Genomic DNA, 262 nt, shown 5'->3' on the forward strand with positions numbered 1-262 from the left:
TGGAGCGGAAGACGAGATTCGAACTCGCGACGTTCACCTTGGCAAGGTGACGCTCTACCACTGAGCCACTCCCGCAATAAAATTGGTGCAGGTAAAGGGAGTCGAACCCCCACATCGTAAGATACTAGATCCTAAGTCTAGCGCGTCTGCCAATTCCGCCATACCTGCATGTTTTTATTTTATAAAATGGTGATCCACCGGGGAATCGAACCCCGGACAACTTGATTAAAAGTCAAGTGCTCTACCGACTGAGCTAGTGAAT

General features: G+C 48.9%; 2 tRNA genes. Both read right to left on the reverse strand.

Annotation, left to right across the window (positions count from 1 at the left end):
- A tRNA-Gly gene (locus ACVHXK_RS18885) sits at positions 1–75 on the reverse strand.
- A gap of 8 nt (positions 76–83) precedes the next feature.
- Positions 84–168, reverse strand: a tRNA-Leu gene (locus ACVHXK_RS18890).
- Between the last annotated feature and the right edge of the window lie 94 nt (positions 169–262).

The organism is Clostridium sp. DL1XJH146 (assembly GCF_054819755.1).